Here is a 26108-nt window from a genome sequence, read left to right on the forward strand (position 1 = left end):
ACCGAACGGCGATGGCTGATCACACCGGCCGTGCGGCCGTCGCCGCCATCTGGCGGATCGAATCGGCGCGGATCGTCGGTGCACTCGCGCGCTACACCGGCGATTTCGCGCTGGCCGAGGACCTCGCCCAGGAGGCGTTGGCCGAGGCACTGGTGACGTGGCCACGTGACGGTGCGCCCCGCAACCCCGCGGGGTGGTTGCTCACCGTGGGTCGGCGTCGCGCGATCGACGCGTTCCGTCGGCGCTCGGCCCTCGACGAGAGGTATGCCGCCCTCGCCCGTGATCTGGGCGAGGGCGGTGTGGTCGCCGGGAGCGAACCCACTCGTGAGGCCGAGGACCTGCTCTGGGATCCGGACCGAATCGATGACAACGTGCTCGCGTTGATGTTCATCTCCTGCCACCCTGTGCTGGCACGGGAGGCGAGGGTGGCGCTCACCCTGCGCGTGGTCGGCGGTCTGACCAGCGACGAGATCGCCAAGGCGTTCCTCGTGCCGACCGCCACCGTGCAGGCCAGGATCACCCGCGCGAAGAAGACCCTGGCGGCGGCGCGGGTGCCGTTCGAGGTGCCATCGGCCCGAGAGCGGGCCGAGCGTCTCGGCTCGGTGCTCAGCGTGATCTATCTGATCTTCACCGAAGGTTCCACGGCCAGCTCCGGTGATGAGCTGATCCGATTCGAGCTGGCGGGCGAGGCACAGCGGCTCGCCCGGGTGCTGGCCCGGCTGGTGCCGAACGAGCCCGAGGTCTACGGCCTGCTCGCGCTGCTCGAACTGACCGCGGCGCGCTTCCCGGCCCGTACCGGACCGGACGGCGAGCCGGTGTTATTGGAGCAGCAGGACCGCCGCCGCTGGGACCATGCCGCGATCCGCCGGGGACGGGCCGCCTTGGCTCGCGCTGAGCAGGTCGGCCGTGGCCTCGGGGCCTACGGCCTGCAGGCGGCTATCGCCGAATGTCATGCCGTCGCGGCCTCGGTCGAGACGACGAACTGGGAGCGCATCGTGCTCATTTACGAGGCGCTCGGCCGACTGGCCCCTTCGCCGGTGGTCGACCTCAATCGGGCGGTGGCCGTCTCCATGGCGCAGGGACCCGCCGCGGCGCTGCCGATCGTGGACGAGTTGGCGGCGGTTGGGGCGCTGTCGAATTCGCATCTGCTGTCGAGCGTCCGCGGCGAGCTGCTGACCCGCCTTGGCCGCACCGATGAGGCGCGCACCGAACTGGAGCGCGCGGCAGAGCTGTGCGGCAATGAACGCGAGCGAACCGTGCTGCGGCGCAAGCTCGCCGAGCTCGGCTGAAGCGCCATACCACCGACGGTTTCTGCATTTTTGCAGACCGTACCTGCGCTTTTCTCTCTTGTCTCGACACAAGGGGACATCGATACTCGCCAGGCGAGCCTTGTGCGGTGCGTCACATGCACCGGCTCGTGGAGAGAAAGATGAGGAACGACGAGATGACGTCCACCAGTACCGAAACCGGCCCCGAGAGGGTCGAAGCAACCAGTGAGAAAGGTCTTGCGCGGGTTGCGCAGTCGCTCGCGAGGTGGACAGAGAAGTGGTTCCCGGACGCCTACGTTGTCGCACTGGCTGGCGTATTCATCGTGGCCGTGGCCGCACTGGCCAACGGTTCGTCGCCGCGCACAGTCGCGAACGCGTTCGGCGACGGCTTCTGGGATCTGACCGCCTTCACCCTCCAGATGGCGATGGTGGTGCTCACCGGATACGTCATCGCCACCTCCCCGCCGGTCGCCCGGTTGATCGACCGACTGGCCACCTTGCCGCAAACCGCCAGCAGCGCAGTGAGTTTCGTGGCGTTCCTCTCGATGTCGATATCGTTTGTGAACTGGGGACTCAGCCTGGTTTTCGGCGGTCTGCTTGCCCGTGCGATCGCCCGTCGGACCGATCTCCGGGTGGACTATCGCGCACTGGGCGCGGCGGCGTTCATGGGATTGGGCGCCGTGTGGGCGCTGGGAATTTCCTCATCGGCCGCGCAGCTACAGGCCACCGCCGCCTCGTTGCCCGCGGCCCTGCTGCGAATCACCGGTGTCCTCGACTTCGGGCACACGATCTTCACCTGGCAGTCCCTGCTCATGTGCGCCATCATCATGGCGCTCACGGTGGTGATCGCGCACTTCTCGGCGCCGAAGGACGCGGCGATCAAGACCGCACAGGATCTGGACGTCGACCTGGATGACCAGCCCGCGGAAGTGGTTCCACGCTCCCGTCCCGGGGAGTGGCTCGAGTACAGCCGTATCCTGCCGATCCTGGCCGCGGTGTTGACCGCGGGCTGGTTGGTTTCCCAGCTCACCACCAAACCGGTGCTTACCGTGGTCAGCAGCCTGAATGGTTATCTGCTCGTCTTCCTCATGCTGGGCTTGGTGCTGCACGGGACCCCGCGCAAGTTCTTGCAGGCCATCTCCCTCGCCGTACCCGCCACGGCCGGAATTCTCGTCCAGTTCCCGCTCTACGCCGCCATGGCCGCGATCCTCACCAAAGCCAAAGGCAGGGGCGGACTCACCATCTCCGAACACCTCGCGCATTTCTTCACGAGCATCGGCGGCGGCGGAAGCTTCGCCGTCGTCATCGCCGTCTATACCGTGATCCTCGGCGTCTTCGTCCCGTCCGGCGGCGGAAAATGGCTGGTCGAAGCCCCCTATGTCATGCAGGCGTCGACCGATGTGCACATGAACCTCGGCTGGACAGTACAGATCTACAACGTTGCCGAGGCGCTGCCGAATCTGATCAACCCGTTCTTCATGCTGCCGCTGCTGGCAGTGCTCAAACTGCGGGCCCGCGATCTCGTCGGATTCACGTTCCTGCAGTTCCTATTCCACCTGCCGGTGGTCCTGCTTCTGGTATGGCTGCTCGGAATGACATTCGAATACGTCCCTCCGATCCTGCCCGCAACCCCGTGACTGCTGGCCCGATGCGAGTCCGCGGCGCTCCGCCCTGCGGCCGAGTGGGAGGTCGGTTGGTACCGGCCTCGCGGTCCAGTCGATGTAGCGCGAACATCGCGACGACCCCGATCAGCGTGAGTCCGACCCACACCGCCCAATCCACGCCTGCCGGGCGGGCGGCGCCCACCACAACGCCGGTGGCCAGATTGCCGACCAGGATGCCGACGCCGACCACGGTGTTGTAGAAGCCGTAGTGCGTCGCCACCAGCTTTCCGCCGGACAGCGATACGACCGTATCCATCTCGAACGGGAACACCGCCGCCGTGCCGACGGCGAGCAGCGCCGCCGCCGACAACAGCACCACGGCCGCTGCGGCGACACCGAATCGACCCGGACCAGGCACCACGGCCAACGGCACGAACGACACCGCCAGCACGCCCATGCCGACGACCAGACTGCGCCCGGTCCCCCACCGGGCACGGAACCACGCGGTAATGCGTAGCTGCCCGGCAACCGCAACGGCGCCGGACACCACGAACATCGCCGAGGTCAGCGCATCCGAGCGGGCACCGGCGATGGTTTCGGCCTGCAGCGGTAGCGCGAGATAGACCTGGAACGACAACACATAGGAACCGATCATCGCCACCGCGAACGCGACAAAACGCCGGTTGCCGAATACCGTGCGCCAATCCTCCAGCACGGAGGTTCGCTCCGTGGTCTGCTCGCCGTGCCGGGTCGGCAGCGCGAACAGCTGCGCCACTGTCAACCCGGCGAAAACCACCGCCGCCGCACCGGCCGTGACTCGGAAATCGAGCGCCATCAATGCCAATCCGACCAGCGGACCGGCCAGGATCCCCGCCTGGTAGAAGATGTTGAACACCGCGAAGGCCTCTACCCGACGCTCGCCGGTGTCGGCGGCCAGGTATGCGCGCACCGCCGGATTGAACAGCGCGCCCGCGAAACCCGTTGCCGCCGAGGCGATCAGCAATCCCGGTAACGAGGTCGCGAACACCAGTAGCCCGAAACCTGCTGTGCGCAAAAGACATCCAGCCACGATCAGCGGCTTGTAACCCAAGCGGTCAGCCAAGGTGCCACCGACCAGAAACATGCCCTGCTGCGAAAAATTGCGCACACCGAGCATGAGACCGACGGCCCACGCCGCCAGGCCCAACGGACCCGCCAGATATCCGGCCAGGTACGGCATCAACATATAGAAGCCGAGGTTGATGCCGAACTGGTTGACCATGAGCAACCGCGCGGCGAGATCGAAGCTGCGGAACTTCGCGAATATCGTCATGCCGCTGGCCCCTTGTCCCGCAGGAGGTTACGTGGATCGATGACGCTGGTGCAGCGGGTCCAAGTGCGAACCACCCGCTCGGCGGGATGGCCGATGGTGTCGGGCTCGGTCGGTGGCGTGGCATCCAGCAGGCCGTGCTCGGCGCAGTACGCGTCGTTGTAGACGGTGTCGAAATATCGGTGTGGCCCGTCCGGGAAGACGGCGGCGATGCGGGTGCCCGGGTCATGCGTTCGCGCCGCCCATCCCGAAACCAGCGCGACCGCACCGACACTCCAACCACCGCTGGCATGATGGGTGGCGGCAAGGGTGCGGCAAGCCCACACCGATTCCGCGGGTGCCACCCAATGCACTTCGTCGAATGCGGCGTAGTCGACGTTCGACGGGTGGATGCTCGACCCGAGGCCGCGCATCAGTCGCGAACCCGCCGGTTGACCGAAAATGGTCGAGGCCACCGTATCCACGCCGATCAGCTTCAGGTCCGGATTGAACGAACGCAGCACCCGAGCCACCCCGGCCGAGTGCCCACCGGTCCCGACCGCGCAGACGAGCCCATCGATCCGGCCGAGTTGCTGAACCAATTCCAGCGCAAGGGATTCATAGCCGACGACGTTGTCCGGATTCGTGTACTGATCCGGGCACCACGCGTCGGGCTCGCGGTCGAGCAGTTCCGCGACGCGTTCGCGGCGGGCCTGCTGCCAGCCTCCGGTCGGATGCGGCTCGGAGACTACGTCAACCTGCGCGCCGTAGGCGGTCAGCATCCGCTCGACGATGGGCTCCAGGCCCGGATCGGTCACCACGGTGACCGGGTGCCGATAGACCATTCCGGCCAGCGCCAGCCCGAGACCGAGTGTGCCACTGGTGGATTCGATGATGCGCGCACCAGGTGCCAGATCACCACGTTGCTCGGCACGGCGCACCATATGCAACGCGGGCCGGTCCTTCATCCCGCCGGGATTGAACCCCTCGAGCTTGGCCCAGAATCCCCGTCCGGGCGGTGCCAGCGGCGCGCCGACCCACAACACCGGTGTGTTGCCGACCAGTGACTCCGAATGCCGGGCCGCCATCGGCGCGGTGACCAGCAGCGGTGTCTCCACGCGCTGGTCGAGCACGATCTTGTCCATGACTGTCGCTTCCTGTATCGAATCCGCCGCGAGCGGCGGTGAGGACGTGAGGCGGGCAGCGGACACCGGCCGACGGCACAAGAATGTCGGCCTGGCGCTGACCGATCAGCGTCGAGCGATACAGAGATGCGTCAAGATGACGCGGCCATGAGCGGCGGGCACGGAGACGAGCGGTGGGCCACGCACACTCAGCCCGGCCGGGGTCGCCGCGGCAACGGCAACCAGGGCCGCCATCATGGCCAACGTGACCAAGAGCAGGGCCGGAACCTGCCCGATACCTTTGGGCAGCACCGACTCGAGCACACAGTGCCCGGCGTGCGACGAGCAGGCGCACATGGGCGGATGAATGGCGGCGGCGGCGTGCAGGTCCGCCGAGAGCGGTATGACCGATTGTTGCTCCGGAGCGTGACTCGCGTGTGCGTGGGAGTGCTCTCCAGTCAGCGCACAGTCGAACATCGGCGCTACCAGTAGCACCGCGGCGAGCAGTGCGAGCGCAGAGCCACCGAGCCGCAACCGACCGAAGAACCGGTTTCGCAACGGCACGATGTCGCCGCGAGTGGAAGTGAACGACCGTCCAAGGAGCCGCCCCACTACCGGTCGAGTACGCATCGCGACAGCAGAGATGACACTGCGGTTCAGCGGCGACAATCCGTCCCGACTCACCTCTGCGGCTCCTGCCCAACGAATCAACTTGACCACGAACAACTTTGGGACGTCCAGTCTTCGACACCGCCAAGCTACCTGATCGACATCCCGCGGAAACAATCTACTGTCTCCGTACGTAGCCAGTTGGATTATGTGATCAGATCCACGGTCCTTTGCCCTTATCGCGCGAGAAAATGCCAACCGATCCATGCCCATACGAGCACAGCGGCAATCCTCACCACCCGATTGCGCGTCAGGTACGCAATCGTTTCACCCACCGGCGCGACCAGATCCCGGCGCACATGCGTGATCACGACCAAGCCGAGCGCGACCACCAGCACCAGCCCGAACCCGACGATGACAATCACCCGATCGCTCATCTCGACACCAGCCACCAGCCGACAGCCAGCCACACCAACCATCCGGCGAACCGCAGCGGCCACTGCTCGAGCGCCGGATCCAGCAGCGTCGACAAAGTCGGGTGCAGGTCGCTCGGCCGTAGCCAATTCGGTTGCCGCACAAAGGCATACATTTCCCACGCCGTCCCGGTGACCAGCAGCGTCGACCAAACAGCCACTCCGCGCCGCAGCCGAGGGGTGCTTGGTATCTGCTCCGACCTCGAACGGAATGCCACCACCGACACCACGACCACCGGCACCACCACCAGTACGGTTGCCGACCAACTGAACGGTCGAGTGGCGGCCCCACCCGCCGCCAGCCCGACACCGACGACCAGTAGCGGCATTCGTCGCCGAAATGGTCGCGCCGAGAGCGCCGGTGCCCTTGTCACTTGGGCAGAATAAGTCCCTGAGCACCGTATTCGGGTATGTATCGCTGGCAGATCACCGCCTACCGAGATGTTCGAGAACCTTGCCGCCGCTAGTTCTGATCGAGTAGAGCGAGGTAGGCGTCGAGTTGGGCCGCGCCGGTGAGTAGGTTGCGGCTGCGCGTAGTGAGCCGGTCCTGCCAGGAGTCGAGGAAGGCGCGCAATGCGTCCGACCCGCCCGCCGCGCGCAGCGACTCGAGGAACTGCGCGACCTGGCGCAGCTGGTACCCACCCCGGCGCAGTTGTCGGGCGATCTCGGCGTCGCGCACACAGTCGGGTCCGTATTCGCGGTAGCCGGTGGCTCGGTCGCGTTCGGGGCGCAGAATGCCCTCGGTCTCCCAAGTGCGCAGCGTCGCCGGATGCACCCCGAGTCGGCGGGCGAGTTCGCCGACAGTCAGGGATCGACCGAGGACAGGGGTGGGCGTGGCGGTCGACAGGGCACCGAGAGCCATGGCGACCTCGGTGCGGGTGTTGCGTTCGGCGAATAGCTCGACATGCGCGGCATCGATGAGCCGGTAGGCGGACTCGATGTCGCCTCGGTTGGTCGCGCGCATGATCCCCATTGCCTGCTGGTGGCCGTGGCCACCGCGCAACGCGAGGAAGGTGCGCAAGGCCTGCGCGTGCAGTGGCGTGTAGCGCCGGTAGCCGGTCACGCTGCGCTCGGTCGGCGGGAGGATGCCCGCGTCGTCGTAGTTGCGGATCGCCTGGGCGGACAAACCATGTTCCCTGGCGAGGTCGATGGGGCGCAGCTCGAACCTCCGATTGAGGCTTTTGTCTGTCGAATCCAGGTAGAAATCACCGAAGTTTCACACGATTCTTCAACGATAGCGTTGCAGGCAGTTCCTTACGGAAGGAGTGTTCATGTCTACTGCCGCTGCACTGCGTGGAATCGGCCGCCAACTCGACGACCCGGCCAGCCTGGGCCGTGCGCTCGACGAGCTGTTCGCGGCGCGCACCGAACCGCCGACCCTGCTCGCCCTCGGCGAGCCGACACACGGGATCGAGGCGTTCCCACTGCTGCGCAACGAAATCCTCGGTCACCTGGTCGAACGGGGGTACCGATCGATCGTGCTGGAGATCGATTTCTTTGCCGCCTCCGTTGTGGACGAGTACGTGGGTGGGGCCACCGCCGAGATCGACGAGGTGCTCGCGAGCGGGTTCAGCCACGGGTTCGGCGCCGTGCCGGGCAACCGCGAACTCATCGAATGGCTACGCACGCACAACGCCAGCCGCGCGCCGCAGGACCGGATTCGCTGCTACGGCTTCGACGCGCCGGTGGAGTACTCCGCGGCGCCGAGCCCGCGACGCGCACTGTCCTCGGTCATCGACTACCTGCCCGCGGCGCTGCGGCCCGAATCGGTCCGCGACCTCGACACGCTGGTCGGCGAGGACACGGACTGGACGAACCCGGCGGCCATGTACGACCCGGCAGCATCCATCGGCGACTCCGACCGCGCCCGCGCCCTGCGCATCCTCGCCGACGACCTCGTCAGCGCGCTGCACCGCGCGGCGCCCGACCTACACGCCGCCGACCCGACCGGCTACGCCCACGCCGTCGCGCACGCGCGCACCGCCCAGGGCCTGCTGCGCTATCACGCCGCCATGGCCAGCCGCACACCCGATCGCATCGCGACCTTGCTCAGCGTGCGCGCCGAGATGATGGCCGAGAACCTGCTCGCGATCGTCGCGCAGGAGCAGCGACGCGGGCCGTGCCTGGTTTTCGCGCACAACAGCCATCTACAACACACCCAGCCCCGCGGCGAGCACGAAGCGAGCTGGGGGAACGCGGGAGCACTCGTCGGACTCACCCTGGGCGAGCGCTACGCGTTCCTCGCAACCGACGCCAACCCCGACAGCGATCCGGCCACCCTCCAGGGCATGCTCTCCGAAGCGACCGACCGCCGTGCCTTGTTCCCGACATCGGCCATGCGTGCCGCGCTTCCCGCGTCGATCGGCACGGGCGAACCGATTGTGCCCGGCCACATTCCGCTTACCCCGGCAGTGCTGGACGGCGCCGATGCGGTCATCTTCATCGCCGACACCGACGGAAAACGGCATCAGTACTGGTAGCAGCACTCCGGTCCTCCGGCCCGCTGAGTCCAGCGACCGAAATCATTGCCCGCGCAGACATTCGCCACGACGACCGCCTGCTCGTCGCCGCCGACTGAGCATCGATGTAACCATTCATTCCGTCGTCCGTTCATCCCTGAGGAGAACCATGCTCGCAGTAACCGCCGATGTGACCGTCAAGGACGGAGCAGGCCTCGAGTTCGAATCCGTCGTCGCCGACCTCGTCACCCAGGTCCGGGCCAACGAACCCGGCAATCACGTCTACCAGCTGACCCGCTCCCAGGCCGATCCCAACCATTATCGATTCTTCGAAATCTATTCCGACAAGGACGCTTTGGACGCGCACAGCCGCTCCGACCACTTCCGCGCCGCCGGTAAGCTCATGGCGCCACTTCTGGCCGCGCCCCCGAAGCTCGAGTTCTTCGACACCCTCTGACACCCACCCTCTGCGGACCGCACCGTCCGCAGAGGGTAATCCAGCTCGCCACGCACATGCGTCCCTGTGTCGCCGCACAATCTGAGCGCTCCCCGACGACACATCAACCACCACAACGGCATGGCGAATGCGGACATGCCGGATGAGTAACGCGGCGCATGAGATCAGTTGTCTCGTAGATACGGTAGGGTCTGCCGGAAGGTTCGAGTGCTGGTCCCGTATCGAACCTTCTGTGCGGGTAGACACTTCGAGTCCCGGTGTCGAGAGCAATCCATTTTTACGGAACAGTCTGTGTCGGTAATTAGTCGACTGGAGTGCTATGACCAGGAAATATCTGAGGAGTTTTGCAACGCTCACGGCGATCGTCGGTGCAGCGACCTGCATTGTCAACGCACCCGCCGACGCGGAACCCGGCGAGGTCGATGGCGGCGGCATGCACGTCGTCGCATCGGTGGATGTGAACAATTCCGTCCCGGCCGGAGCCAATACTGTAACGGGAATCCCGTTCGTGCACGCGGCCAAGGTGTCCGGAAATTATTCGGTGTCTGTCGACGGCGCTTCATCCGTTCGCAGCGGGGAAATTGCGATCGGATATCTGGTCGGTTGCGCCGTGGATGTCTCCGAAGGCGTAACCATCGGGATTGCGCCGAGCGTCGGCGTCAGCGCGGGTATCGCACCATCGCTCGCGTTGACCCTTGGTGAGTCGCCCAGCGTGACCGTCGCAATTTCACCGAATGTCGGCGTCAATGCCGGTCTCGCCGGAGCGATCTCGATAACCCTCGTACCAGGGAACGTCACGGCGGTGGTTATCGGTGCAGCCAGCCTGGATCAGGACGCGACATTCCCCTACACATTCAGCCACACCAACACGCCACTGAACATCAGCGGATGCATGTCGCCCGCATCGGCGATGCCTTTCGTCACCGTGCGCGCCGACGGTACCAACGGAACCGCCCAAACAACCGGCTACGGAACAGAATTCGCGTTCTAGGGGCAGTCCCGCAGTGAGCGGCCCGCCATGGCGGGCCGCTCATCGTATTCAGGGCCGCCGGAGTCGGTGCGGCTCACCGATCTCGATCGGACGTTCGTGAATCGATCACCGGGTCGACTGGCCGGGCGTGCTCTCCTCGGGCGGAGGCTGCTCTGGCTGGGTCTGCTCTGGGTCAGGGCGCTCTGGGTGCGGCTGGAGCTCAGGCTCATCGGGCGAAGGCACGTGCGGTGGAGGCGGCGGGGGCACCGCGTAGCCGGACTGAAGGTAGTCGGACCGGGTCACCGTGGCCGACGTAGCGCCGGCGTTCGCGATCGCAGTTCCCCCGAGCACGAGCGCCAGTGGAACCGCTCCCGCCACGACAATCGAAATCATCTTCTGTCGACGCGGGTCAGAAACCCTGTGTTTGCTTGTGCCCATTGATATATCCCTTACATACGAAAGGAGATTTTGGACTCGATATTTCTGTCCGACAGCCATTATCGAAGACTGCGGCGTATCTCCGAGCATAGGTGACGGTTTGCCGCATGTCTATGGCGCCTACCGAACGTTCAATACCGTCCTTGCCGTCTGCAAATATTGATTTCGGTTTCAGAATTCTCGAGGTGGCCGAGTAGCCGTTTCGAGGCTCGTTACGGGATCCTGATGAATTCAGTCGACACTGACCGCACGATGGCGAAGTAGCCGACGCTCAGAAGTTGAAGGTCACGTTCGGCAAGGGGCTGGCCGCTATCCGCCGCGCCTCGTCCCTGGGCACCCCCAAGGCACACAAAAGTAGTTCGGCCGCACCGGTTCCGGCTTCGCGCCACCCCTGGTGCCCCTCGAGCACGGTCCACATCGCGCTGATCGTGGTGCCCAGGAGCATCGACGCGATACTGACTTCCGTTCCGGGCGTGATGACGTAACGACCGGCGGCGACTCCGGCCGCAACATCCTGCATCGGCGGTCCGGTCATGATCTCGCGCAACGACTCGTCGGTGAGCCCGTATCGGACGATGAAACGGCCGATTGCCGGGTTCTCCTGGGCGAGACGCACCAATATGCGCGTACCGACGGCCAGCCGCAGCGGCGGGTCGAGGTCGCCGTGCGCATCCATGGCACGCACGTTCGTGTCGTGGAGTTCGAATGCGAGTTGCGCACGGACCTGCGCGAAGAGCCCCTCCATCGACTCGACATTGCGGTACAGCGTGCCCCGAGCGATGCCAGCCTCCGCGGCCAGCTCACTGATCGTCACGTCGACGCTTCCCCGCTCCGCGAACAGCTTCATCGCCGCGGTGGCAATCCGACGTTGCATCGCGTTCATAGCGCTCCTCCTGAGTTCGCCCAAACACTACGCACTTGTTATCGATGGATCAACAGCGCTTCATGTAACACGCTATTGACACACAATGAACACTACTGTTCAATTCTCGCCATCAGAAGGAAGGTACAACGAGATGAACAGCTCGCCCAGCGGATTCACCACCCCGGCCGAGACGACGCCGGTGCTCGTGATCGGTGCAGGTCCGGTCGGCTTGACGCTGGCTTTGGAGCTGGACTACAACGGCGTGGATTGCGTTGTGGTGGAACGGAACCCCACCACAACCCAGCACCCGAAGATGGACATCACGAACTGTCGCAGCATGGAGCTGTATCGCCGCTTGGGCGTCGCCGATGATCTGCGCAAGGTGGCGATCCCCGCTGACCACCGGATCAAAGTGACGTGGGCGACCAACGCCGTCGGCTGGGAGCTGGCTTCCTTCGAATACCCCAGCGTCGCAGAGGCTTACGAGCACATTCACCGGCACGGCGACGGAACCCAACCGCTGGAACCCGCGATGCGGGTGTCCCAGGTAATTCTCGAACCAACCCTGCGGGACCTCCTCCAGGACCGGTCCCGCCATGTTCGAGTCCACTACGGCTGGGCACTGGACAGCTTCATCGAGGACGTCGACGGCGTCACCGCCGAACTGGTGTGCCCAGCGACCGGAGAACGCCGCACCGTCCGCGCAAGGTACCTCGTCGGCTGTGACGGCGCGGGCAGCCGCACTCGACAGCAACTCGGGATCGGCAACCACGAAATCGATGTGCGCACAATGCTGATCAAGGAGCTCGGCATGCCGCGTGTGGTCAAATTACTCGCGCAGGATCTTCTGACCACCGGCGCGCGTCCTGCCGATGGGCGCTTCTATCTGGTGCACTTCACCACCGCCGACAAAGAGGTCTTCCGGCGTTTCGGCACGCTGTGGCATCTGCAGTCGCCCGAGGGGTGGACCATCATCTCCCAGAACGACGCGGACACCTTCACCCTGCACGCACCGCTGGGCATGGGCATCGATGCCGAGGCCATCGACCCGCGCGAGTTCGTCTTCGAGCGCGTCGGACGCCGGTTCGACATTCAGGTGCTGGTCGCCAATGCCTGGACGCCCCGGCTCACCGTCGCCGACTCGTTCGGCCGCGGCCGGGTATGGCTGGCCGGTGACGCGGTACATCAGGTGACGCCGACCGGTGGCTACGGCATGAACACCGGAGTGGGCGACGCCGTCGGGCTCGGCTGGATGCTGGCCGCCCAACTCCAAGGCTGGGGCGAGCCGGGCCTGCTGGCGGCCTACGAACAGGAACGCCGATCGGTCGCTCTGCGCAATCGCCGAGCCGCGGCCCGCCACGCCATCGTCCGCGTGGCGATCATGGCGGTATCGCGAACCTCGATGCACAGTGAGCGCTGGCTGGGCGATCGAACCCGGCGACGGCTCGGCCGAGAAATCAGCGATCTGGGGAATCTGGAGAACGAGGCCCTCGGCATCGAGCTCGGCTACCGGTACGACCACTCGCCCGTCGTATGCGTCGAACCCGAATCCCAAGCACCGCAACAGCGAATGGACGCTTATATTCCGAGCACCTGGCCCGGAGCCCGCCCTCCGAGCGTCCGGCTCGCGGACGGCCGAGCCGTCCTCGACCTCATCGGCCCCGGCTTCACCCTGCTGCGATTCGCCGATCGCGACGTCGACGCGCTCACCGCCGCCGCCGCCCAGCGGGGCGTGCCACTCGAGGTCGTCGACATCCGCGATGACCACGCCCGCTCGCTATACGAACGCGACCTCGTCCTGCTCCGGCCCGATCAACACGTCGCATGGCGAGGCGACATCGCGCCGTCCAACGCACTGCACATCATCGATCGAATCCGCGGTGCCCGAATACCCGAAAGGGCTGTCGGGTGAAATCGAATTTCGTTGACAGGCATTTATGCGAAGCCGGGTGGCGGGGTGAATCCGCCGAATTCCTGCTCGATCAGTTCTGCGAATCGCAGGGTTGTGTGGTCTTCGAGGTAGGGGCCGATGATCTGCATGCCGTAGGGCAGTCCTTCGGGTGAGCGCCCAATGGGTGCCGCGGTGGCCGGTAGCCCGATCAGTGTGGCGATACTCGCCCAGACCAGGTGGTAATTGTACGGGTATGTGGTGCCGTCGATGTCGATGGTGCGGGTGTCCATGTCCGAATGGTCGTGGGGGAAGGCCGGTGTCGGGCTGATCGGGCACAGCACCACATCGAATTCGGTGAACAGGCGTCGCCACTTGTCGGCGAGGTCGATGCGGACCCGGTCCGCCCTGACCCAGTCGCCGTGACTGGCCACGAACGCTCGGCGGATCACCGCCTCCGGGGTATCGGCGTTCGGCGGAATATCGGCGACCTGCAGCGCTCGATGGGTGTCGACCGAGGCATCCGCGCCGAACTGCGACATCAGCAGTGTCAGGTAGGTATTCGCCGTCAGGGTGAGGTCGGGCAGCAGCGCGCTGGACCGGGCGACTGTGGCACCGGCTTTTTCGAGTCCTCGAGCGATGCGGTCGAAACCGTCGCGAATGACAGTTGAGGTCGGCAGCAGCGGATGAGTATCGATGACCAGCACCCGGAAGTTTTCGAGCTCGGCGCTGCGCGGCGGTGCCAGCGCCAGCTTGTAGGCCACCGCTTCCACCTCGTCGGGACCAGCGAGGAGCAGGGTCGCCAGTGTCAGATCGGCGGCACTGCGGGTCATCGGCCCGACCACGGCGAGGTCCGACGGAGCGGGCAGTGCGGGCGTTCGAGGTGGGGTATTGCCGCGACCGGGCAGCAGTGTCCGTGACGGCTTGTGAGCGAAGATGCCGCAGAAATGCGCTGGTACGCGGAGTGATCCGCCGATGTCGGAGCCGAGCGCGAGCGAGACATATCCGGCCGCGAGCGCGGCGGACGAACCGCCGGAGGAGCCGCCGGGCGAGCGTGTCAGGTCCCACGGGTTATTGGTGGTGCCGTAGATGTCGTTGTAGGACTGCCAGTCGTGCAGGGCCCGCGGCACATTGGTCTTGCCGATGACGACCCCGCCTGCGGCCTTGACCCGCGTGACCAGTGCCGCGTCCTCGGCGGGCTGCCAACCCTCGGCATCGGGAAATCCCCAAGTGGTCGGCAGACCGGCGACGTTGAACGATTCCTTCACCGCCACCGGAACGCCGAGTAGCGGTGCACGGTCACCGCGCGCCAGCGCCGCGTCGGCCCGCTTCGCCGCGGCGCGGGCGCGGTCGAAATCACGCACCACAACGGCGTTGACCTTGTCGTCGAACTTATCGATCCGCGCGATGGTCAGCTCGAGCAGTTCGGTGGCCGAGATGGTTTCGGCCCGCAGCGCGGCCACCTGATCACGCAGAGTCGCAAACTCCGGTCCGGGCATAAAGGCCTCCTTTTATCCCCGGGGTTTCGAACACACCCGGCGGTTCGTGGCCGAGGCATCAGCCCCGGACCCGCTGTACCGAGGAAATTCTATACACGCATCGAGGATCACGAAAAATGTTCTAGCACATAGCGATTCAGGCGCAACGCAGGCCACACCGGGCGGCGATTGTCAATCGACCGCCATGTTGAAACGCCACGAATAGACATAGCGACCGGTCGGCCCGACCCACCTGCCATCCCGTCGTGACCGGCACTCGAGTCATAGCGTGGTCGGTCCAGCACCGGCCCTTGATCATGAGGAGGACAATGATTCGGTGACCACACAGTCGATAGTGAGCCCCGCCGAGCAGCTGGACTGCCTGGTGGATCTCACCTGGCCCGCTGGTCGGGGCGTGTGGTGGAGCGTGTATCACATCGGCAGCGGCGCGCAGGTCGCCTCCGCGCTCGATGAGCTGGCCCGCCGCATCGACCTCGACCATTGGACCCGCGTCTTGTCTTTGCTGGAGCGGCCCCTGATCGGCTGCGAGCTCACGGTATGCCGGGCCGATGCCACGGTCATCGATCAAGCCTCGACCGCCGTTTTCGTCGGCACGCTGCCCGCGGTGCTGCATGCCCACGCTGCGATCGTCCGCGATCACGTGCGCTGACCCTGACCACCGTTCGCGGCGAACCTGCCGCGAGGTCATGGCTGCCAGGTGTTTGCCGCAATATTTCGCGGGTATGTCGGCGAGGCAGAAGTGTTCGCGACGAAAGTTGGATCCGATGCGGCAACGGCGCACAGTGGGGTTCGAGGAAGAGTTTCTCCTACTCGACGTCGGTGGCGTACCGGTCGCGGGGGTGGACGCGGTTCTCGACTGGATGCGCACGAACCTCGAACCCGACGAATCGAACAGATTCAAACCGGAGCTGCAGCGAGTTCAGATCGAGTCGGTCAGCCTCGTACACACGAGGATGGAAACCCTGCGTTCGGATTTGCGCGCGGCCCGCGCGAAGCTCGCCACCGCCGGGCACGACTGCAAACTGGTAGTTCTGCCGATCGGCTACGCGCCTATCTGCAGCACCCCGCACTGTGGCGGCATCGAAGACAGCCGATACGCGCGGATCCACAACCGATATCGAGAAATGGCGCAGACCTATACCGCCTGCGGTGCGCACGTACATGTCGGCGTCGACGGGGACGACCAAGCCGTCGCCATTGTCAACCATCTACGGCCATGGTTACCGACCCTGATCGCGATCGGCGCGAATTCGCCGTTCCACAACGGTCACGACTCCGGCTACAGCTCGTGGCGGATCGCCGAGCTGTCTCGGTTCCCCGGTTCGGGGTTGCCGCCGTACGCGCGTTCGGCCGACGACTATGAGAATCGAGTGGCGACGCTCGTCGAATCCGGCGTCCTCATCGATGGCCACATGTCGTTCTGGCTGGCCCGCCCCTCGGACGTGTACCCCACCGTAGAAGTTCGCGCCGCCGATACCGCCGCGACGGTCGACGATGCCGTCCTACAGGCGGTACTGACGCGTGGGCTGGTACAAACCGCCATCGCCAAACTGGAAGCCGGAATCGAGGGCCCGCATATCGACCAACAGGTCGGGGCGGCCGCAGTATGGTCGGCCGCCCGACATGGTCTCACCGGACCCGCCGTCGATACGGTCGAGGAAGTACAGGTGCCGGCGCTGAAAATGCTGGGCGATCTGATCGAGTGGATCGCCGACGAACTCGAAGAAGCCGGTGACACCGCCCTGGCAAGGCGATTACTCACCGCCCTGGAACACCACGGAACCGGTGCCGCCCGACAGCGAACCGTGGCGAGGCTCGGAGTGAAAGACCTCGTCGAATCCTTCCGGCTGACAAACGGCCTGTCAGTGGGTTAAAACTTCGCGCCGTTAAGCAATGACCGAATCGAGCCCTTTCTTCACTGCTGAAGGCAGCGCGGGCGATCGCGGTGCCGTCTTCCGCAATTCGATCATCTGTGCACCGATCTCCTGAAGCTGCTTGCGCCCCAACTGCTCTCGCACCTTCGGAAACCAGGGGGAATCCCAGTCGGTGCGGGTGAGCCGTTGGCCGCAGGCGTACGGAGCGTCCCGGCGAACTGTGCTACTCGATTCTCATCTCTTCGTAGGCGACGGTGACGCTTTCACTGACCGGCTCCGCATTCTCGACATCGAGCGAAGGCTCCGTCCAACCGGTCGGCACGGCGCGCAGCAAGCGAATCCGCTGACCGGGCTTCTCATCAGCGTCCATCACGGTGATGGTGATGTCCTGCCTGGCGTCATCCGCGCCGCCGTCGGCCAACGTTCGTTCGATCCAATCGGTGAACGCTTTGCTCCGATCAAGCCCCCGGGTGATCCGCACTTCCCCCAGCGTGCCCTGCGACGGTGTGCTGATACCCATCACGTCCTGCACCGTTTCTACCCTGAAATCGCCCAGATCGATGGCGAAGATGCGGCTGTCGGCCTTGTCCTGGATATGCATGTCGACCTCCTGAATTCGTAACCGGTGGGTTCTCCCTCATGAGGCAATGCCACTCGACAATACGGTGTGGCCGGGACCCCCGGAGTGCGAATTCGCGCAATCCCGTCCTGGGCCGATCTTTCGGCCTCAGGCGGCCGCGTGCGGAACGCGTGTCTGCACTGTTTGGATCACATGCACGCACAACTCGCCGGATTCGTCGGTGATTTGCACACCCACCACCACCGCATTACGGCTGATGCGCATCGGCTCGGCGACCGCATGCGCCGCCGCGCGGACCGGACGCAGAAAATGCGTCGTCGAATCGGCCGTCGCGGGCAGCGCCCCAGGGGCGGAATTGAGGACCGCGCAGACCGCGGCAGCCGCATCCGCCAACCCCATCAGCGCACCCCCGTGCAGGCCACCCCCTGTCGTCGACAGCTCCACGGTGTGGTCCAGACGGGCAGTGACCGCGGCGGGCGTGAGTTCGGTGAACTCCACGCCGAGTGTGCGGACGAACGGTGCGAGTCGGTAGACGTCTTCGGTGGTGATGGTCATGATCGGCCTCTCATCTTTGTAGAGACTTCACTCTACAAGGATGTGTGGAGAGTAATCTCTACAGCGTGGTGAGATTCGTACACGACACCGCGGCGATCCTCGACGCTGCCGCGCGGCTGCTGGCCACGCAGGGTCCCGCAGGCGTCACGATGTCCGGCGTGATCCGGGAATCCGGCGCACCGAGCGGGTCGGTCTACCACCGCTTCCCCGACCGGCCCTCATTGCTGGCCGCCCTGTGGAACAGGGCCGTCGAACACCTGCATCGCGACGCGTACGTCCTGTTCGACCAGGACGATCCCGTCGAGGCCGCCGCCGCGATCACCGGCCACATCGTGCGATGGTGCCGCAGCAGCCCGCTCGATGCGCAGGTCCTGCTCGCCGGCGTCCACCACTTCGCTCCCCAGAGCTGGCCCGCCACCGCGCGAGCGGAGCGCGCCAACGAATCAGCCCGATGGGACACGGCCATCCGCGCACTCGTCCACTCACTACGCACCGAAACCGGATTGGCAACGGCAACAATCCTTCTCACCGTCGTCGACCTGCCCTACGCCGCGGTACGGCGATACCTCACAGCCGACCGACCGATACCCACAGAACTCGACACCCAGGTACCAACCATGGTGCGCACGCTACTGAACAGCTTGCCGACCAAAGCCGATAGAGCCGCCCATTGATCGAGCACCGAGACAAGGCAAGGCGTGTCACCTGGCCCCCATTAATCCATGTAGTGCTCACCCCTCGAACAAGACCCGCCATCGCCCTACGATCAGAATGCCCGCTATGTGATGAATCATCAAGCGCCCGTTCGTATTCCGCGTGGATCAATAGTCAAATCTGTGCCTGATCCAGTATTCCATCGGAAGCGACAGCTATCTCTGAGCTCTCGTCCACGAAGCCCTTCGTCCACTCAGGTTGCGGGCTTTCGACCGAAAACTGCTGCTGCTGAATGTATTTCAACTCTTCTACTAGTCCGCGAGGGCGAGCTTGCCCAGCGCGGCCCCACTGGCTACCGACCGCTACGGGTTCGCGACACCCTCTTCTGACCCGGCAGTGCGCACCGATGGGCTCGTGAAGTCACCCGTCGCGAGGTCGGGCGCCCGCTGATAGGGCGGCCGCGGTCGACGGAAAGGGGCGGTCACGGCATGCTCACAGAGAGCGTTCGACCGTGGGCGGTGCCTTCCACGGCGTCCAGATATGCCTGGGCGACATCGGCGACCGGGGCACCGTCAGCCGGATCCATGCCCAGGCTGAGCAGGGTTTCGCGCACCCAACCAGGGCTGATCGTATTCAGGCGAACGCCACGCGGCATCTCGATCGCCGCAGCGTGTACGAACGCCTCCAGGCCCGCGTTGACCAGATAGCCGAGCGAACTTCCCGGGACGGGCTCGGCGAACCGGCCGCTGGTGAGCGTCACCGATCCGCCGTCCCGTACGCGAGCGAGCGCTCGCCGGACCAAGTTCACCTGGCCGACGAGTTTTCCGTCGAAACCGCTCCAGAATTCCGTGTCCGACAGGGCATCCAGAGGTGTCAAGCCGCCGCTCGCGGCACAGCACACCACCGCGTCAACTTCTTCCACCTCCGCGAACAGGGCGTCGATCGTCGCGGTATCTGCCATGTCCACCCGCACCGGCCCACGACGTGAGGCACGCACGACCTCATGGCGCAACGCCAAGGCGTCGGCGACGGCGCTGCCGATGATTCCCGTCGCACCGATCACAAGAATCTTCATCGCATGTCCTTTTCGTCTGATCCAGTCGTTGCTGCTCTCCTGGCAATCAGCCTGCAACGATTGGCATCCTGGACCCAGACCCCTGCCGGATGTACACCTGTGGTGGGTACATCTGGCAGGTATAGGTTCGGCGCCCACGAATCGGCGACACTGGTACGCATGAGCACGAACGCGGAGCTGGGCGAGTTCCTGCGATCGCGGCGGGCACGGCTCCAGCCGGACGAGGCCGGCCTTCCCACCTACGGTGGATGGCGACGGGTGCCTGGCCTGCGGCGGGAGGAGCTTGCACAGCTGGCCGGGGTGAGCGCTGGCTACTACACCCGTCTCGAACAGGGACAGAGCCCCAATGCCTCGGACGCCGTACTCGATGCTGTCGCCCGCGCCTTGCGGTTGGACGAGGCCGAGCGTGCGCACCTGTACTCCCTGGCTCGGCCGAAGCCGAAAACTCGCCGCCGGACCGTTAAGCCCGAGCGGGTGCGGCCGGGGGTACGACTCATGATCGAGTCGTTCGGGGACGTGCCCGCCCTGGTCATGGGGCATTTCCTCGACGTTCTTGCATGGAATCCGATGGCGCACGCTTTACTGGCAGGCCACCTCGACTTCGATGCGCCGAACCGCCCCTACGACCGCCCCAACATCTGTCGCATGATGTTCCTCGACCCCCACACGCGTGAACTCTATGACGACTGGCCCCGCAAGGCCCGTTCCACTGTCGCCGACCTGCGGCTCATTGCCGGACAGCACCCCGGTGCCCCCGCTCTGAGCAACCTGATCGGCGAACTAACCCTCGGAAGCGCCGAATTCGCGAAACTATGGGCCGCACACACGGTCGGAGACTGCGGCGGCACCACCCGCACCTATCACCATCCCACCGTGGGCACCCTGGCACTCATGACCGAGTTCATGACCTTCCCGAACGACGAGGGACAACGTGTGGCTGTGTTCAACGCCGAACCAGGCTCACCCTCCGCATCCGCCCTACGACTCCTCGCCGATCTGACCGCCACCACTACGCCTGCCGCAGGGACAGGGCTAACTGTCCGAAACTGAGGCGATTTCGACCGCTCCTGACCTCCGATCAGCCAGCCTGCCCAGAGGCCACGGCCTCGCCCGGTCGGATGTGGATGGCGGCAACGTTGCGTCAGCTAGTCGCGGAGTCGATCGAGATGTCGTTGTGGTGCCGACCTGGTCCAACGCCAGCGGTTGACCAGTCGAGGGAACGGAAGCCGATATCACGTCTCGCCGCGTCGATAAACTTTCGACGCGAGTCCCAATACCGTTCTCGCCATGCAGCAAAACGTTGAGCATCAAGGTCACGACCGAGAGGCTCGTCGTCGCGCCGCATCCTCGCCCAGAGGAAGGCTGCGTCCCCAGCCACCACGTCACCGGCCAGAAGCCGTAGGTTTTCGAGGGCGGCTTGCGCATTTCGGGAGGGTACTTCGTGGAGGCTCTGGGTTGCTTGCACTGGCGTCATCGTTCCAGCACGTAGCGTTCGGTGTATCGCAAGGATCTGTCCATACATGTCGTGAACAGCGACGAGGAATTCAACGTAGGCCTGCCGCCGGACCGTCGCCAGCCGCTCTGATGATTCCCTTCGATAGCTGAGACGCTGCGTGGTGTACGAACCCAAAACCCCCACCACTGCACCTAGAAGCGTGCCCACTACAGCGATCAACGACTGCATGAGACAACTCAAGCACTCGTTCAAGGCAGTTGGCCCTAGACACACTGCTATTGCAGCAGCTTCTTCGCTCGGCTTACCGACCGTGAGCATGGGATCCTGCGCAAGATCCGCCCGCTGCAGTCGAGACCGCGGCTGAGGATACGGCCCGGTTGGCGCGAATCACCGCCCACGCGGCCACCGTGACCTCGACCGCCAGCGGGTGACGGTCTGGACTGCGTCGCGCCGGGTCAGTTCGCGGCGTTCTGCGCGTGATCGTCGCAGACCTCGGAAAGCCAAGACTGGTTGGTCGACCAAGATGCAGTGGTAACTCTTCGCCACTGCAAGTAAGCACCCCGACTGTTGCCTGACTGCCGAGCGACCTCGATCTACCCCGAGAACCGGGCCAGCATTGCCGACCACGCCGAACAGCCGACGAACGGCTCGAGATCGACACCAGCACCCCGTACCGCCAGCCTGCAGTCGATCGGTGAAACACATTGCGAGCGCACCGGCTGCTGATCGCGTGTTCGAGGCGGTCAGTGCTCGACGACGCAAGATCGGCAGCGTCCAAAACCAGAGCGCCGAGATGAAGAATTTTTCGGAATCCTTGTCAGAGCGAATTAGGTTGGAGTGCTGCCGAATTCGATTGGAAAAGCAATCGGGATTTCCTCCTTTGGCAGGATTCTGTGCAGGTGATGGACCCCGGGAAGCGCCGTCGTCGAGCGCTCTACCGCGGCGACTGTCAGCAATGCGGTTGCCTGGGACTGGTTCTCACCGCGCGCCCAGTGGGATTCCCCTGATCTCGCGCGGGCCAGTACGAGCCATCGTTCCGATCCTGGCACGCGGATGTGCCGGGTTGCTCGTGCGGCGGCTGGAAGCCGGGTGAGCGCGGCGAGGGCCGAGGTCGCCAGTCGTGAATCGAGTGCGAAGTAAGTCCGCACCGCGGTATCGAACTCGTGGGCCAGGATGTGCTGGTCGGAAAAGTCCACGCGATACATCCGCCGCCTCCCATAGCCGGGTAGGTCGAAAGCCAGTGGTTGGGTGTAGTTGCGGATGGTGTCGGTGCCGGATCGGAAGGTCCGGCCCAGCAGTCGATACGACCATTCTGTCGCGGCGTCGCCATGCTTCTCTCCTGCGCCGAGCAACACCGCAATATCGATCGGTCCCGGCGTTTGCCGGTGTAGTTGCGCGGCAAGGATATTCGTCAGCCCAGGCGCCAATCCGACGTTCAGGACAATGGGCCGGGGCGCGCGGATCTGCTCTAATCGATCGATATAGCCCGCCGTGGCGGTGACATCGACGAAAGCTGCCCCAATCGTGGTGGCGAGTTCGGCGAGCCGGATGTCCTCCAGCCCAGTGGCATTCACCACCACATCGGAGTCGGCTGCGGCGCCGCGATATGAGTCCAGTCCCGGCTCCCGCAGGTCGATGACGAGATCAGCACGATCGGGATCACGACCCGAGGCGACCACCGTACTTCCGCGGTGACGCAACTCCGTGACCAGTCGCCCGCCGACGGCACCGTAGCCGCCGAGTACCAGGACCTTCATCGTAGTATCGCCTCTCTTGGGCGCGGCTCCACTCCGGACAGCCAGCGCACGATTTTCAATCGCAATTTCGATGCCGCCCAGCGACACCTCGGAGTACCGAAGAACACGCAATCGCGCCCTGGGCCGCATCGCCCCACCGGGCCACGCAGAGCACCGACCAGCGATGCTGACAGCGATTTCCACGCTCAGTGAGCGCTCACTCGCATCCCCTCGGCGGGCTTGCCGGTGGGCACGAACGTCGCTGCGGCGATCGCGGTGACCAGCGCCGTGAATGCACAGAGGGTGAACGCCATCGTGAACCCACTGGGGTCGATCCCGAGTGTGCGGAGGCTGACCGAGGCAACGGTGGACATGACGGCGACGCCCAGCGCGGAGCCGAATTCATGGAAAGTGTTCACCAACCCGGAAGTGACACCGGCATGGGCGTGCTCGACGGTCGCCAGGGCCGTAGTGGTGGCGGTGACTATAACCGCTCCCTGCCCCACGGCCGCGACGGTCAAACCGATCAGCAGTGCGAGCGTGCCGTGCCAAAGCGCGGGTATCGCCGCACCGGTCGCTGCCACCAGCAGGCCGGACACACCGATCGGGCGGTAGCCGAATCGCCCGATCATGTGACCGGCATGGTGCGCCCCGACGATTGTGCCCAGTGCCATGGGAAGGAACAACAGACCTGTTCTCAGCGCCGAATTACCCTGCGCCTGTTGCAGATAGAACGAGCCGAGGAAGAAGCTGGTGATCAACAGGCCGGTCGCCACCAGCATCAGGATCGCCCCAGCCGCGATCGGGCGGCGCAGTAGTAGTGCGGGATCGAGCAATGGTGCGGCCACGCTGCGCTCGTAGCCCATGAACGCTCCGAACAGCACCACCGCGACCAGCAACGGGATCAGCGCCCGCGGGTCGCCCCAGCCGTGGTCGCCCGCGGTGATCAGACCGTAGAGCGCCGCACCCGTCGCGATGGTGACCAGTACCGCGCCGACAAAATCGATGCGATGTCCGGGCCGCATCGGCGTCGCCGGGACTACTGCGGGCATCGCGGCCAGCAGCACGATTCCCACCGGCACGTTCACGAAGAAGATCCACGACCAACCCGGTCCTGCGGTCAGCAGACCACCGGTCAGGACACCGAAGGCCGCGCCGGTACCACCCAGCGCACCCCACACCCCGAGTGCCCTATTGCGCTCCGCGCCATGGAAAGTCGTGGTCAGGATCGACATGGCGGCCGGGGACAGCAACGCGGCACCAGTACCCTGCCCGACGCGTGCGCCGATGAGCACCTCAGCATTCATCGCCAACCCTGCCAGCAATGAGGACGCGGTGAATATCGCGAGGCCGACGAAGACCATTCGCCGCGCGCCGAACACGTCGGCCGCGCGGCCACCGAGAATCATCAAACCACCGAACAGCAGGGTGTAAGCCGTGACCACCCACGTCGCTGCGGCGCGACTCAATTCCAGGTCATGCCCCATATCCGGCAGAGCCACCGTCACCACGGTGATGTCGAGAATCAGCATGAACTGCGCGGCCGCGAGCGTGGCCAACGCCTTCCAGCGGCGCGGATCGGACGGGGAGATGACCTCGTGACTGTGATGAGTATGGGCGTGAGTCGACATGGTGTTGCCTCCAGGAGATGAACCACCACAGTTGTGGTACCCCAACTGTGGTACCACTACAGTGGTGAGATCGCAACCGGAAAGGCAGCCTCAGTGGCCGAGAATCGATCAAGACGAGAACTACTGCAGGACACCGCCATCGAGGTCCTGGCCGCCAAGGGTTCACGCGGCCTCACCCACCGCCAGGTTGACCAAGATGCCGGCGTACCCGAAGGCACGACCAAGAATTACTTCCCCACGCGCGATGCTCTTCTGGTCGCTACCGCCGAACGCCACTTCCATGCCTACGTCGACGACATCGCAGCACTGCGGTCGGCCACCACACCCTCGGACCGGGAAGGCTTTATCGCACTGCTCGCCCAGATCATGGGGCGCGTTCCCGGTCCGGCCCGCCCGGGCGCGGACGTCTTCGTCGAGATGCACGCCGAGGCGCTGCGCAACCCCACGGTGCGCCGATTACTCGCGGACATGATCGCCACAGACTTCAGCGTCAACGAGGCGCTGCAACGCTCCGCCGGACTTCCCGTCACTACCGCGACGGCTCGCGTGCTCACTCGTTGCATCCACACCGCCACAATCGAACTGCTCACCACTCCCCCGGATGCCTTGAGTCGCATCGGATTGGATGATCTGGACGCCTTCGCCCGGGAGGTGGTGGATGTCATCTATCCGCAATCAGAGCAGACAGGGCCCGCCACGACTCACACACCCTCGTCGATGCCGAAGTGAGACATCGAACCGTGCCGGCCTGCTTCGTGACGAGATCCCGTGCCTCGCCCTTGCGGGTCACCGCGCACCAGTTCGCCGCGCCCAGGTCTGGGACGGCGACCCAGTCCCCGCTGTTGTCCCTCGAGTCCCGCCGGCTCGACGGGCTGACGGAACTCCTCGGCCCCGGATTTCGGGCCACTGTTCCTCAACCCCTGTAGTACCACCGACACTCATAACCAGTCAGGACGTCGCCTGGCCGTCGACGAGTTGCACGGACAAAGTCACACACGCCCATTGCTCCCATTGCCGCGCCGACCAGCTCCGGTCGCGGACGAAGAGTAGATACAACTCGGGGCTGAGCACGCCGAACAGGATGTCGGCAGCCCGATCGACGGTCATGTTCGTAACCGCCTCCGGCTTGCCGAGCATGGCCCGCGCGGCCGTTTCCTGCACCAGGTAGCGCTGCTCGAGGCCTTGCTGCCGTAATTCGTCGAGTTCGGGTTCTATCGCCGCGGCGGAATGCAGCACTTCGGTGATCAGGGCGACGCGCTCGAGGATCGCCGTGACCCCCTCCACATGCGCGCGCAGATGCTCGCCCGCAGTCCTGGTGTTCATCGCTTTAGCGAACCAGGGGCGGTCCATCGTGGCCAAGGCCTCCACATCACCCGCGACCGTGACATCGACCAGCTCTTTGAGCAGATTGCGCTTGTTGCGGAACGTGAAGTAAATCGTCTGCACCGCGACCCCCGCACGTTCGGCGACGTCCTGCAATGACGTGTTGCCGTAGCCCAGTTCGATGAAGAGCTCACCAGCGGCGGCGAGGATCCGTCGCCGAGTCTCCTGGGACTTCTGTGCCTGTTTGCCCTTGACCTGACTCATAGCCATACTCTAGCTTCA

Annotated in this window: 25 protein-coding genes; 11 read left to right on the plus strand and 14 right to left on the minus strand. The window is 65.0% G+C overall.

What is annotated here, in order from left to right:
• The first annotated feature begins 11 nt into the window (after positions 1-11).
• Together ACQP1T_RS30010 and ACQP1T_RS30015 are read left to right on the plus strand one after the other, a co-directional pair.
• Positions 12-1289 carry an RNA polymerase sigma factor gene (locus ACQP1T_RS30010; protein WP_433756395.1) on the plus strand — a complete coding sequence of 426 codons (1278 nt, stop codon included), beginning with the start codon at positions 12-14 and terminating at the stop codon, positions 1287-1289.
• A gap of 155 nt (positions 1290-1444) precedes the next feature.
• A complete protein-coding gene (locus tag ACQP1T_RS30015) occupies positions 1445-2905 on the plus strand; it encodes a short-chain fatty acid transporter (RefSeq protein WP_433756396.1) in 1461 nt (486 codons plus the stop codon).
• On the opposite strand, the gene ACQP1T_RS30020 is transcribed toward ACQP1T_RS30015, so the two are convergent.
• From ACQP1T_RS30020 to ACQP1T_RS30045, 6 genes are all read right to left on the minus strand, one after another.
• Positions 2799-4184, minus strand: coding sequence for an MFS transporter (locus ACQP1T_RS30020; RefSeq protein ID WP_433756397.1), 1386 nt, complete (start codon positions 4182-4184; stop codon positions 2799-2801). The two genes, ACQP1T_RS30015 and ACQP1T_RS30020, sit on opposite strands and share 107 nt — an antisense overlap.
• The gene (locus ACQP1T_RS30025) at positions 4181-5305 is read right to left on the minus strand and encodes a PLP-dependent cysteine synthase family protein (RefSeq protein WP_433762420.1); all 1125 of its coding nucleotides are present in this window, start codon (positions 5303-5305) and stop codon (positions 4181-4183) included. Before ACQP1T_RS30025 ends, ACQP1T_RS30020 begins: the two co-directional genes overlap by 4 nt.
• A gap of 105 nt (positions 5306-5410) precedes the next feature.
• On the minus strand, positions 5411-5848 hold the full coding sequence (locus tag ACQP1T_RS30030; protein WP_433756398.1) for a hypothetical protein: 438 nt from the start codon (positions 5846-5848) through the stop codon (positions 5411-5413).
• 281 nt (positions 5849-6129) lie between these two features.
• Positions 6130-6330 carry a DUF6186 family protein gene (locus ACQP1T_RS30035; protein WP_433756399.1) on the minus strand — a complete coding sequence of 67 codons (201 nt, stop codon included), beginning with the start codon at positions 6328-6330 and terminating at the stop codon, positions 6130-6132.
• Positions 6327-6740: a hypothetical protein gene (locus ACQP1T_RS30040; protein ID WP_433756400.1), complete on the minus strand. Its 414-nt coding sequence runs from the start codon at positions 6738-6740 to the stop codon at positions 6327-6329. Before ACQP1T_RS30040 ends, ACQP1T_RS30035 begins: the two co-directional genes overlap by 4 nt.
• A gap of 89 nt (positions 6741-6829) precedes the next feature.
• Positions 6830-7525: a MerR family transcriptional regulator gene (locus tag ACQP1T_RS30045; RefSeq protein WP_433762421.1), complete on the minus strand. Its 696-nt coding sequence runs from the start codon at positions 7523-7525 to the stop codon at positions 6830-6832.
• Between the two features lie 112 nt (positions 7526-7637).
• On the opposite strand from ACQP1T_RS30045, the gene ACQP1T_RS30050 reads away from it, so the two are divergent.
• The 3 genes from ACQP1T_RS30050 to ACQP1T_RS30060 all read left to right on the plus strand — a co-directional run bounded on the left by ACQP1T_RS30050 (position 7638) and on the right by ACQP1T_RS30060 (position 10273).
• A complete protein-coding gene (locus tag ACQP1T_RS30050; RefSeq protein WP_433756401.1) occupies positions 7638-8846 on the plus strand; it encodes an erythromycin esterase family protein in 1209 nt (402 codons plus the stop codon).
• Between the two features lie 148 nt (positions 8847-8994).
• Positions 8995-9282 (plus strand): putative quinol monooxygenase, encoded by a 288-nt coding sequence (locus ACQP1T_RS30055; protein WP_433756402.1) that lies wholly within the window; start codon positions 8995-8997, stop codon positions 9280-9282.
• A 319-nt stretch (positions 9283-9601) separates the two neighbouring features.
• Positions 9602-10273: an MspA family porin gene (locus ACQP1T_RS30060; RefSeq protein WP_433756403.1), complete on the plus strand. Its 672-nt coding sequence runs from the start codon at positions 9602-9604 to the stop codon at positions 10271-10273.
• A gap of 688 nt (positions 10274-10961) precedes the next feature.
• Here the strand turns inward: ACQP1T_RS30060 and ACQP1T_RS30065 are convergent.
• On the minus strand, positions 10962-11573 hold the full coding sequence (locus tag ACQP1T_RS30065) for a TetR/AcrR family transcriptional regulator (protein ID WP_433756404.1): 612 nt from the start codon (positions 11571-11573) through the stop codon (positions 10962-10964).
• A gap of 133 nt (positions 11574-11706) precedes the next feature.
• On the opposite strand from ACQP1T_RS30065, the gene ACQP1T_RS30070 reads away from it, so the two are divergent.
• Entirely contained in the window at positions 11707-13467 is a 1761-nt protein-coding gene (locus tag ACQP1T_RS30070; protein ID WP_433756405.1) for an FAD-dependent monooxygenase, read from the plus strand.
• 23 nt (positions 13468-13490) lie between these two features.
• On the opposite strand, the gene ACQP1T_RS30075 is transcribed toward ACQP1T_RS30070, so the two are convergent.
• On the minus strand, positions 13491-14942 hold the full coding sequence (locus tag ACQP1T_RS30075; RefSeq protein WP_433756406.1) for an amidase: 1452 nt from the start codon (positions 14940-14942) through the stop codon (positions 13491-13493).
• A gap of 316 nt (positions 14943-15258) precedes the next feature.
• On the opposite strand from ACQP1T_RS30075, the gene ACQP1T_RS30080 reads away from it, so the two are divergent.
• Both ACQP1T_RS30080 and ACQP1T_RS30085 read left to right on the plus strand, forming a co-directional pair.
• A complete protein-coding gene (locus tag ACQP1T_RS30080; RefSeq protein ID WP_433756407.1) occupies positions 15259-15591 on the plus strand; it encodes a hypothetical protein in 333 nt (110 codons plus the stop codon).
• Positions 15592-15706: 115 nt separating this feature from the next.
• Complete coding sequence (locus tag ACQP1T_RS30085) at positions 15707-16816, plus strand: carboxylate-amine ligase (RefSeq protein WP_433756408.1); 1110 nt, start codon at positions 15707-15709, stop codon at positions 16814-16816.
• Between the two features lie 223 nt (positions 16817-17039).
• Here ACQP1T_RS30085 and ACQP1T_RS30090 read toward each other — a convergent pair whose 3' ends face one another.
• Both ACQP1T_RS30090 and ACQP1T_RS30095 read right to left on the minus strand, forming a co-directional pair.
• Positions 17040-17417: a phage tail protein gene (locus tag ACQP1T_RS30090; protein ID WP_433756409.1), complete on the minus strand. Its 378-nt coding sequence runs from the start codon at positions 17415-17417 to the stop codon at positions 17040-17042.
• A 126-nt stretch (positions 17418-17543) separates the two neighbouring features.
• Entirely contained in the window at positions 17544-17951 is a 408-nt protein-coding gene (locus ACQP1T_RS30095) for a PaaI family thioesterase (RefSeq protein WP_433756410.1), read from the minus strand.
• Positions 17952-18016: 65 nt separating this feature from the next.
• On the opposite strand from ACQP1T_RS30095, the gene ACQP1T_RS30100 reads away from it, so the two are divergent.
• Entirely contained in the window at positions 18017-18625 is a 609-nt protein-coding gene (locus tag ACQP1T_RS30100; RefSeq protein ID WP_433756411.1) for a TetR/AcrR family transcriptional regulator, read from the plus strand.
• 461 nt (positions 18626-19086) lie between these two features.
• On the opposite strand, the gene ACQP1T_RS30105 is transcribed toward ACQP1T_RS30100, so the two are convergent.
• On the minus strand, positions 19087-19680 hold the full coding sequence (locus ACQP1T_RS30105; RefSeq protein WP_433756412.1) for a short chain dehydrogenase: 594 nt from the start codon (positions 19678-19680) through the stop codon (positions 19087-19089).
• 159 nt (positions 19681-19839) lie between these two features.
• Between ACQP1T_RS30105 and ACQP1T_RS30110 the strand changes: the two genes are divergently transcribed.
• Positions 19840-20730 (plus strand): helix-turn-helix transcriptional regulator, encoded by an 891-nt coding sequence (locus ACQP1T_RS30110; RefSeq protein ID WP_433756413.1) that lies wholly within the window; start codon positions 19840-19842, stop codon positions 20728-20730.
• A gap of 1233 nt (positions 20731-21963) precedes the next feature.
• Here the strand turns inward: ACQP1T_RS30110 and ACQP1T_RS30115 are convergent.
• Together ACQP1T_RS30115 and ACQP1T_RS30120 are read right to left on the minus strand one after the other, a co-directional pair.
• Entirely contained in the window at positions 21964-22893 is a 930-nt protein-coding gene (locus ACQP1T_RS30115; protein ID WP_433756414.1) for a hypothetical protein, read from the minus strand.
• Between the two features lie 185 nt (positions 22894-23078).
• Entirely contained in the window at positions 23079-24503 is a 1425-nt protein-coding gene (locus ACQP1T_RS30120; protein ID WP_433756415.1) for an MFS transporter, read from the minus strand.
• 93 nt (positions 24504-24596) lie between these two features.
• Here ACQP1T_RS30120 and ACQP1T_RS30125 point away from each other — a divergent pair, with 93 nt between their 5' ends.
• Positions 24597-25232, plus strand: coding sequence for a TetR/AcrR family transcriptional regulator (locus tag ACQP1T_RS30125; RefSeq protein WP_433756416.1), 636 nt, complete (start codon positions 24597-24599; stop codon positions 25230-25232).
• A gap of 219 nt (positions 25233-25451) precedes the next feature.
• On the opposite strand, the gene ACQP1T_RS30130 is transcribed toward ACQP1T_RS30125, so the two are convergent.
• Positions 25452-26090, minus strand: a complete 639-nt coding sequence (locus tag ACQP1T_RS30130) for a TetR/AcrR family transcriptional regulator (RefSeq protein ID WP_433756417.1) — start codon at positions 26088-26090, stop codon at positions 25452-25454.
• Positions 26091-26108: the final 18 nt, after the last annotated feature.

The sequence above is a fragment of the Nocardia sp. CA-135398 genome (assembly GCF_050955845.1).
Classification (GTDB): domain Bacteria; phylum Actinomycetota; class Actinomycetes; order Mycobacteriales; family Mycobacteriaceae; genus Nocardia.

What these genes read in the sequence shown, in the direction of transcription:
- ACQP1T_RS30130 (WP_433756417.1), bottom strand. Translation starts at nt 26,090, where the DNA reads ATGAGTCAGGTCAAGGGCAAACAGGCACAGAAGTCCCAGGAGACTCGG.
- ACQP1T_RS30120 (WP_433756415.1), bottom strand. Translation starts at nt 24,503, where the DNA reads ATGTCGACTCACGCCCATACTCATCACAGTCACGAGGTCATCTCCCCG.
- ACQP1T_RS30105 (WP_433756412.1), bottom strand. Translation starts at nt 19,680, where the DNA reads ATGAAGATTCTTGTGATCGGTGCGACGGGAATCATCGGCAGCGCCGTC.
- ACQP1T_RS30065 (WP_433756404.1), bottom strand. Translation starts at nt 11,573, where the DNA reads ATGAACGCGATGCAACGTCGGATTGCCACCGCGGCGATGAAGCTGTTC.
- ACQP1T_RS30075 (WP_433756406.1), bottom strand. Translation starts at nt 14,942, where the DNA reads ATGCCCGGACCGGAGTTTGCGACTCTGCGTGATCAGGTGGCCGCGCTG.
- ACQP1T_RS30020 (WP_433756397.1), bottom strand. Translation starts at nt 4,184, where the DNA reads ATGACGATATTCGCGAAGTTCCGCAGCTTCGATCTCGCCGCGCGGTTG.
- ACQP1T_RS30110 (WP_433756413.1), top strand. Translation starts at nt 19,840, where the DNA reads ATGAGCACGAACGCGGAGCTGGGCGAGTTCCTGCGATCGCGGCGGGCA.
- ACQP1T_RS30085 (WP_433756408.1), top strand. Translation starts at nt 15,707, where the DNA reads ATGCGGCAACGGCGCACAGTGGGGTTCGAGGAAGAGTTTCTCCTACTC.
- ACQP1T_RS30070 (WP_433756405.1), top strand. Translation starts at nt 11,707, where the DNA reads ATGAACAGCTCGCCCAGCGGATTCACCACCCCGGCCGAGACGACGCCG.
- ACQP1T_RS30035 (WP_433756399.1), bottom strand. Translation starts at nt 6,330, where the DNA reads ATGAGCGATCGGGTGATTGTCATCGTCGGGTTCGGGCTGGTGCTGGTG.
- ACQP1T_RS30055 (WP_433756402.1), top strand. Translation starts at nt 8,995, where the DNA reads ATGCTCGCAGTAACCGCCGATGTGACCGTCAAGGACGGAGCAGGCCTC.
- ACQP1T_RS30090 (WP_433756409.1), bottom strand. Translation starts at nt 17,417, where the DNA reads ATGCATATCCAGGACAAGGCCGACAGCCGCATCTTCGCCATCGATCTG.
- ACQP1T_RS30050 (WP_433756401.1), top strand. Translation starts at nt 7,638, where the DNA reads ATGTCTACTGCCGCTGCACTGCGTGGAATCGGCCGCCAACTCGACGAC.
- ACQP1T_RS30115 (WP_433756414.1), bottom strand. Translation starts at nt 22,893, where the DNA reads ATGAAGGTCCTGGTACTCGGCGGCTACGGTGCCGTCGGCGGGCGACTG.
- ACQP1T_RS30015 (WP_433756396.1), top strand. Translation starts at nt 1,445, where the DNA reads ATGACGTCCACCAGTACCGAAACCGGCCCCGAGAGGGTCGAAGCAACC.
- ACQP1T_RS30095 (WP_433756410.1), bottom strand. Translation starts at nt 17,951, where the DNA reads ATGACCATCACCACCGAAGACGTCTACCGACTCGCACCGTTCGTCCGC.
- ACQP1T_RS30060 (WP_433756403.1), top strand. Translation starts at nt 9,602, where the DNA reads ATGACCAGGAAATATCTGAGGAGTTTTGCAACGCTCACGGCGATCGTC.
- ACQP1T_RS30010 (WP_433756395.1), top strand. Translation starts at nt 12, where the DNA reads ATGGCTGATCACACCGGCCGTGCGGCCGTCGCCGCCATCTGGCGGATC.
- ACQP1T_RS30025 (WP_433762420.1), bottom strand. Translation starts at nt 5,305, where the DNA reads ATGGACAAGATCGTGCTCGACCAGCGCGTGGAGACACCGCTGCTGGTC.